General features: G+C 63.1%; 8 protein-coding genes. 7 read left to right on the top strand and 1 reads right to left on the bottom strand.

Annotated features, from left to right (window positions below):
- The 7 genes from KA184_21970 to KA184_21940 form a co-directional block, all read left to right on the top strand.
- Nucleotides 1–242: hypothetical protein (locus KA184_21970; GenBank protein MBP8132256.1), on the top strand; the 242-nt coding region annotated here is incomplete at its 5' end.
- Between the two features lie 26 nt (nt 243–268).
- The gene (locus KA184_21965; protein MBP8132255.1) at nt 269–1,354 is read left to right on the top strand and encodes a hypothetical protein; all 1,086 of its coding nucleotides are present in this window, start codon (nt 269–271) and stop codon (nt 1,352–1,354) included.
- A gap of 21 nt (nt 1,355–1,375) precedes the next feature.
- Complete coding sequence (locus KA184_21960) at nt 1,376–1,627, top strand: hypothetical protein (GenBank protein MBP8132254.1); 252 nt, start codon at nt 1,376–1,378, stop codon at nt 1,625–1,627.
- Between the two features lie 226 nt (nt 1,628–1,853).
- Complete coding sequence (locus KA184_21955; GenBank protein ID MBP8132253.1) at nt 1,854–3,374, top strand: MmgE/PrpD family protein; 1,521 nt, start codon at nt 1,854–1,856, stop codon at nt 3,372–3,374.
- A 188-nt stretch (nt 3,375–3,562) separates the two neighbouring features.
- Nucleotides 3,563–4,429 (top strand): PAC2 family protein, encoded by an 867-nt coding sequence (locus KA184_21950; protein ID MBP8132252.1) that lies wholly within the window; start codon nt 3,563–3,565, stop codon nt 4,427–4,429.
- Between the two features lie 129 nt (nt 4,430–4,558).
- Nucleotides 4,559–6,262: a YidE/YbjL duplication gene (locus KA184_21945; GenBank protein MBP8132251.1), complete on the top strand. Its 1,704-nt coding sequence runs from the start codon at nt 4,559–4,561 to the stop codon at nt 6,260–6,262.
- Between the two features lie 253 nt (nt 6,263–6,515).
- The gene (locus KA184_21940; protein MBP8132250.1) at nt 6,516–7,637 is read left to right on the top strand and encodes a bifunctional 2-methylcitrate synthase/citrate synthase; all 1,122 of its coding nucleotides are present in this window, start codon (nt 6,516–6,518) and stop codon (nt 7,635–7,637) included.
- Between the two features lie 12 nt (nt 7,638–7,649).
- On the opposite strand, the gene KA184_21935 is transcribed toward KA184_21940, so the two are convergent.
- On the bottom strand, nt 7,650–8,064 hold a 415-nt coding region (locus KA184_21935), incomplete at its 5' end, for a hypothetical protein (protein MBP8132249.1).

Here is an 8,064-nt window from a genome sequence, read left to right as displayed (position 1 = left end):
TGCCTCAGACAGCGGGTTTTCGTCCGCCGCCCGGATGGGTAGAGATGGGCTATGTTCCCCACGGGAGCCGAACTCAGGGATACCGGGATTACAATAACGACGGCGTTAGGGATCAGGGAGGCAACGTGTACCACATCTCAACTTGGGGTGACGCGGGCTACGAAAACATGCTGACGAACCGCGCGCCGCGGTACGCAGACCAGGCTATTGATCAGGAGTATTGCGGTTCCCCGTGCCCATAGGAGCTACGAAGAGAAGGCGCTTCACAATGAATAATGCAACGAAACCAGCAATCCTGCTCTTACTCGCAACATTTGTCGTTTCCGGGTATGCACAGGAGGCATCAGAAGAGGACCACCCATCCGCCCTATCGTTTCGCGAGCAACTTTCGAATGTGAAGGATATCGTTGCACGGGGCCTTTCGGAGATCGGCAAACCGGCACGGAGCAATCCCTTCAACATCGGAACAGAGGAGTATGCTATATGTGTCATGCGGTTCGAGAATGATCGCATGACCGAGATGGATACGGCGGTGAAGGGAATGGTCTGGGGCGGATTTCAAAAAGGGATGTCGCTCGACGCCATTATTGCCTCAACCCAAGGCAGATTGAGCTGGTCAGAATGGCCGACACGTTTTGCAGAGGACGATATTCCAGGTGTTCGTGGAGTGACGGATGTGGCAATGTCCGATGAAGAATGGTTAACCGAAGACAACGAGGTAGTCGTCCTTTACCAGACATATGTTTGCGCTTCTGGACCAAGAGTACATGTCTTTCAGAATTCGTTCCGCACCGTCCGCAAGGTTAGCATGAGTAGTACGATTAACGTCAGGGAGTGCCCATCCTTATATGCGGTCATTGTATCTTCCGATGGGACGGTCCACGCAGGTAATCTCTATCGCGAGCATTTCTTTTCCCCGAGGGGCAACTCCCATCTCGGCGTTACGCCGCGTGTGATGGGCTTTCTGTCGATTGACGCCCAATCCATACCCGGAATCATGGTCAGTTGCGGCCCTTCTGGCCGCGTAATGAACTTCGATATTAGCCATTACACGTGGAATGAGCAGTACAAACTCTGGGAAGGCACCGGATTGTGGTCCTCAGAGCGCGTCTTGACCTACAGCTATGATGGAAACTCTACGGACTTTACCTACTCTCAATGTATTGAAAAACCTCCGGAGGGGCCAAACGCGTATGGTTGTATGCAGACAGTCAACCTCCGCGAGTACTACCTGGAGCACCGGGATCAGATCGAAGCCTCCCGCAGGCAGAACGCCCGAATCGGCAGCACGCTCACCCCGCCCAAGGAGATGTACGCGAACCAACCCGAAGGCCCCGTGGAAAGTCAAAAGTGACTTTTCCTGCATACGCCCGACGTGCCGCTGGCGCGGGTGATGCTCCTCGAGGACGCGCGCAAACGCAAGGATTTTGCCGAACGCGAATACTGGTCGGACAAGGTGCTCGCGCACGGGATGCTCCCGGCGATGCCGGAGCGGTGCCTGTACGAGAACGACGTGCGCGCCGTGCGCCATGCCGCCGAAACGCTGACGCGCTATGGCCGGTTCGCCCAGGCGGAACACGTGCATGAGCGGCCTGGACCGGCCCGGTGCCGACCAGCAGTCCGTTAGCTTGAACGAATGCGACCGTGACGGCGAGTCAGGCTGTCTATGACGCAAATGAGGGCCTCATCGACATGGCAGCGCGGTATGCGACTCGGAGACAGGCGGGTCTCGAGGACTCACTTGAACCAGTCCCTAAATGTCATTTGCGGGCGGATTCGGGCATAGTTGCGGCAGTGTGCGGTGTTAAGGTGCCCGAAGCTACATCCGTGGGGGCGCGTGGAGAAACGCAGCGATGCAGATGCACGAGGTCCGGGTCTATCCGTCGAAGGCGAAGTTGCCGAAGGACGAGCAACTTGCGTGGAAGATTGCGCGGGTCGCGGCGGACAGCGCGCCGCTGGACGATGCAGCGGTCGAAATGGTGCTGAACCGCATCATCGACAATGCGTCGGTCGCCGTTGCGGCGGTCAACCGCGCGCCGGTGGCGAACGCGCGCAGCCAGGCGCTGGCGCATCCGCGGCCGGGCGGCGCGCGGGTCTTGGGCCTGCCGAACGACCAGGGCTTCGACGCGGCATGGGCGGCATGGGCGAACGGCACGGCGGTGCGCGAACTGGACTGGCACGACACGTTCCTCGCGGCGGATTACTCGCACCCGGGCGACAATATCCCGCCGATTCTCGCCGTGGCGCAACAGTGCGCGGCGCGCTTCGGCCTGACGGGCCGCGACCTGTTGCGCGGCATCCTCACGGGCTATGAAACCCAGATAAACCTGGTGAAGGGCATCTGCCTGCATAAACACAAGAAGGACCACATCGCGCACCTGTGTCCCGCGCAGGCGGCGGGCATCGGCGCGATGCTGCGGCTCGACGCGGACACGATTTATCAGGCGGTGCAGCAGGCGGTGCACGTGTCGTTCACGACGCGGCAGTCGCGCAAGGGCGAAATCTCGAGCTGGAAGGCCTACGCGCCCGCGCACGCGGGCAAACTGGCCGTCGAGGCGGTGGACCGCGCGATGCGCGGCGAAAAGGCGCCCTCGCCTGTCTATGAAGGCGAGGATAGCGTCATCGCGTACATGCTCGACGGGCCGGACGCCTGCTACCGCGTGCCGCTGCCGGAGCCGGGCGAGCCGAAACGGGCCATTCTGGAGTCATACACGAAGGAGCACAGCGCGGAATACCAGAGCCAGGCGCTGATCGACCTCGCGTTCCGCATGCGCGAGCGCATCGCGGACTTCCGCGCAGTCGAATCCGTCGTGATCCACACGAGCCATCACACGCACTACGTCATCGGCACGGGATCGAACGATCCGCAGAAGTTCGACCCGCGCGCGAGCCGCGAAACGCTCGACCACAGCATCATGTACATCTTCGCCGTGGCGCTGCAGGACGGGCGCTGGCATCACGTGGACAGCTACGCGCCGGAACGGGCCGCGCGGCCGGACACCGTGGCGCTGTGGGGTAAGATCAAGACCGTCGAGGACCCCGAATGGACGCGGCGGTACCACGCGCACGACCCAAGCGAGAAAGCTTTCGGCGGGCGCGTCGAGATGGTATTACGGGACGGGACGCGGCTCGTGGATGAGCTTGCGGTCGCGAATGCGCATTCGCTGGGCGCGTCGCCGTGGCGGCGACCCGATTATGTGCGCAAATTCCGCATGTTAACGGACGGTGTCGTCGCGGAGGCCGAAAGCGCGCGTTTTCTCGAGTGCGTCGCGCGCATCCCCGGCATGGACAGCGGGGCATTGGGGGAAATCAACGTGCAACTGCCGCGGGAGCGGCTGAGCCGCGGCGTCCGCGACGAGCGCGGGATTTTCTAGACGCGTGGGAAACCTCCAGAAGAACATGGGCAAGATGCCCGTGCCGCGGAACCTTCCCCGTGCTTGCGGGATTCGAGTTTCTGGGTTACAGTCTATGTGGACAGGTCCGGCTTTCCCCTTCGGGGGGGAAGTCCGACACGTCCGGCGGCGGGTTGGCCGCCGATAGTAGGGAGGTATAGTACGGCTTTATGGCGCTTCCGCTGACAATACATCGCGAACCGACCTTCTCGGAGGCGCGGCTGGTGCTCGGCTTCTCCGGGTGGATGGACGGAGGCGATGTGTCGACGGGGACCGTCGAGTACCTGGTCTCGCGCTATCAGATGGCGGAAATGGCCGTTATTCACCCGCAACACTTCTTCGTCTACAACGTGCCCGGCCCGATGGAGATAGCCGCGCTGTTCCGGCCCCATGCGCGCATCGAGGACGGCCTTGTCACGACCTTCGACGAGCCGGCCAACACCTTTTACGCCTGTCCGGAGCACAATCTGATTCTGTTTCAGGGACGGGAGCCCAACCTGCGCTGGAAGACGTTCGCCGACTGCATCTTCCACATCGCCGCCACGTTCGGCGTAACGCGGATCTTCTTCGTGGGCAGCGTGGCGGGGGTCGCGCCGCACACGCGTCTGCCGCGGTTCTTCTCTTCCGTATCGGACGCGTCTCTGAAACCGCTGCTGCAACAGCACGACCTCGAACCCTCGAATTATGCGGGGCCTGCGAGCTTCATCACCTACTTGACCGCGCGCTGCCCGGAGTACGGCATCGAGATGTTGAGCCTCATCACGGAAATTCCGGCATACGTGCAGGGGCACAATGTGAAATGCATCGAGGCGGCGGTGCAGAAGCTGGGCCAGTTGCTGGACTTGAGCATCCGCACCGACGACCTGCACTTCATGAGCGCTGAGTTCGAGAAGCAATTGAACAAGATTATCCGGAAACGCCCGGAACTCGCGGAGCTCATCGACAAGCTCGAAAGCGACTATGACCGGCAGGTGGTGGATTCGCACATGGCCGATCTGAAGGCCTGGTTCGAGAAACAGGACATCCGCCTCGACTGATCCCCCGGCGCCGGGCGCCCGCGTCTCGCCGCTGGCGGCGTACGGCCCGCGTGCGTTAGGATACCTCTTCGTTGCGCTGCTTTCCCGCGGCGCGCACACAGGCTCGCGCACAGCCAGCCGGATTCGCCGATGAAGTATTCTCTCACATTCGCGTTGTTGCTCTTGACGTTTGTCTGCGCCGCGGCCGGGTTCGCCGCAGAATCTGAAACCCCGCCGGACGAAGCGCCCGTCTCGCTGCCGCGGTTGCTGCTCGACCACCCGATCACCGCAGTCTTCGCGGTCATCGGGCTGGGCATGCTGCTGGGCACCGTGAAAGTCTACGGCGTGTCGCTCGGCAGCAGCGGCGTCATCTTCGTGGCCATCGTCTTCGGGGCCTTCGGCTGCACCTTGCCCAAGGAGTTGGGTAATTTCGGGCTGGTCCTGTTCGTCTATTGCGTAGGACTCAGCGCCGGTCCCAGCTTCTTCCGCGCATTCTTCCGGAGCGGCGCGGAATTGGCCAAGCTCAGCGTGCTCGTGGTGGCGTCGGGCGCCGCCGTCACAGTCGCGTTCGCGCTGCTCGCGGGCGTGCCCGCAGCGCTGGCTTCGGGTGTTTTCGCGGGCGCCCTGACGAGCACGCCGGGCCTTGCCGCGGCGCTGTCCCTGCTGAACGACGACCCGGCGGCATCCATCGGCTATGGCATTGCCTATCCCTTCGGCGTCATCGGCGTAGTCCTGTTCGTGCAACTGCTGCCGCGGCTGCTGCGCGCCGATCTGGAAGCGGAGGGGCGGAAACAGGCCGCATCCGACCCGGACAGGGCGCGCATCCAGCGGATGCTGATCGAAGTGTTGAACCCCTCTGTCATGGGCCGCAAGGTCCACGAGGTCCCCTTCGTCAACGCGTCGCGCTGCCAGATTTCGCGCGTGCTCCAAGGCGAGCGCCTCGTGCCGATAGCGCCCGATTGCGCCTTCGGACAGGGCATGCACGTGTTCGCCGTAGGCCACGAGGACCGGCTGCGGGACCTGGCGGACTTCCTGGGGCGCCGTAGCGACCGGCGCTACTACGTGGATACGGCGTCGGAGCTGATGCAGGTCGTGGCTACGTCTCCGGAGGTCGTGGGCAAAAGCCTGCGCGAACTGAACCTGATCAACAAATTCGGCATCACCATCTCGCGCACAATCCGTCAGGACATAGGATTCATCCCTGATGCGGAGACGCTGGTCCAGCGCGCGGACGTGCTCTACGCCGTGGGCGAGCCGGAGCATCTGAAAGAGTTTGCGGCGTTCGCGGGGCACCGCACGCGTGTCCTCGACGAGACGGACCTGATCTCGTTATCCGCGGGGATCATTGCGGGCGTATTGCTCGGAATGACGCCGGTCGCGCTGCCCGGCATGAAGCCGTTTACGCTTGGGCTCGCGGGCGGACCGCTGCTCGTGGCGCTCGTGCTGGGCCATTTCGGCGGCATCGGGCGCATCCGCGGCCACATGCCGCGCGCCGCGCGCCTGCTCATGACGGAAGCCGGACTCGTCTTCTTCCTCGCCGCGGCCGGCGCGAAAGCGGGCGAGGGTTTCCTCGACGTGCTGCGCGCGCACGGGCCGCTGCTGCTGTTCATGGGCGCGCTGGTTACCACGTTGCCGATGGCGGCGGGCTACGTTTTTGCCCGCAAGGTGCTGAAACTGTCCCTGCTCGAAACGCTTGGCGGCATCTGCGGGAGCATGACCTCGACGCCAGGACTCGGCGCCCTTGCGAGCCACACGGATTCCGATGCCACGGCCATCAGCTATGCTACCGCCTACCCCGTCGCGCTGATTCTCATGACCGTGTTCGCGCAGATTATCGTCGCCGTGCTCACCTGACGGCGCCACGGACTCTCGCCTCAAGGCCGGCCGGCCCGCCCGGCGTGTCCCGTTTCGACGCAAGGAAGAAAACGCGATGCCCGCTTGTTCCGTGTACAAGGCGCGGTGGGCTCGCCTCGGCACGCCAAGGCGTATCGTGTGCACTCCCCCCCGTTTCATTGACGCAGTCAGCCGTGATTCTCCGTGCGGGCGCGCATTTTCGCGGCCATGGGAGATCAAGGCGCGCCGCTTGGGCATCAATGGGAGAACACGCATGGTCACGGATACCATCTGCAGTCCGGGCCTCGAAGGGGTAGTAGCAGGCCAGACCCGGGTCTCCTGCGTGGACCAGGGCAAACTGCTGTATCGCGGCTACCCGATTCAGGAACTGGCCGAGAAAACGACCTTCGAAGAAGTGTTACATCTCATGCTCTATGGTGAATTGCCGGGCGACGATCGGCTGCAATACATCATGGACCGCCTTGATGACTTCCGGGCGCTGCCCGAGCCGGTCTACCACGTCCTGCAACACATCCCGCCGCATGTGCCGATGATGGACGTGGTCCGCACGATGGTATCGTTCGCGGGCCACTTCGACCCGATCGAGGCCCGAGACGACGAGGCGACACGCCAGCGCGCCCTCTGGCTGACAGCGCAGATTCCGAGTCTGATCGCCGCTCGGCACCGGCTCATCAACGGAGAGGAACCGTTGAAGCCGCGCCGGGGTCTGTCGCATGCGGCGCAGATGCTTTACCTGTTGTTTGGCGAAGAACCGGACGACATGGCGGTGGACCTCCTCGATTTGACGCTGGTCCTTTACGCGGAGCACGAATTCAATGCGAGCACGTTCACCTGCCGGGTGATCTGCTCGACGGAATCGGACCTGATCTCAGCCGTAGCCGGCGCGATCGGCGCGCTGAAGGGTCCCCTGCACGGCGGCGCGAATGAGGCGGCCATGCGGATGCTCATGCGCTTCGAAACGCCGGAAGACGCGGACAATTGGGTGCGCGAGGCACTTGACCGCAAAGAGAAGATCATGGGATTCGGCCACCGCGTGTACCGGCACGGCGACCATCGGGCGGAGATCCTCGAGCACAAGATGCGCAAGCTGGCGCACAAGAAGGGCCAGGATCGCTGGCTGAAAATCTACGACGCCATCAAGGATCCCGTGCGGAGGCTCAAGAACATCTACCCGAACGTGGATTATCCTTGCGGCCTGACGTATCACCTCATGGGATTGCCCATAGACTTGTTCACGCCGATCTTCGTGTCGGCCCGCGTCAGCGGGTGGAGCGCCCATTACCTGGAACAGTCGCGTGGCAACCGGCTCTACCGGCCGCTCAGCGAATACGTCGGTCAGGCGCAGCGCGCGGTGCCGCCGCTGGACGAACGATAGACCCGTCCGGCATCACGGACCAGCGCAGAAACCGTCTTCCGTGCCTTCCGCCGGGCAATAATGGTAGCCGCCGGAATTGTAGAACTGGATGACGCGCAGGAGTTCGTACAGGTCGATGCGCCAGTCTGGGCCCGGCGCGCGATAGTCGCCATCATGCGGACAGCAGTCGTGCGCCGGCCCCGCTCCCGGCAGATACCCGTCCTCAGTGTCGTCCGGCGCAGGCGCGCATTGGAATCCTGTGCTGTTGTAGATTTGAATGACCCGCAGGAGTTCCGACAGGCGGACACGCCCGTCCTGTTCCTGGTCCGCGGAATGATACGCATCCGAGCAGGGATCGCCTTCGCCTTCGCCTTCCCCCTCGCCTTCGCCCTCGCCTTCGCCTTCACCTTCCCCCTCACCCTCGCCCTCGCCCTCGCCCTCGCCCTCC

The sequence above is a fragment of the Candidatus Hydrogenedentota bacterium genome (assembly GCA_018005585.1).
GTDB lineage: Bacteria > Hydrogenedentota > Hydrogenedentia > Hydrogenedentales > JAGMZX01 > JAGMZX01.
Note: the sequence above shows the minus strand (reverse complement) of the source record. Positions and strands in the feature narration are given on the sequence as shown.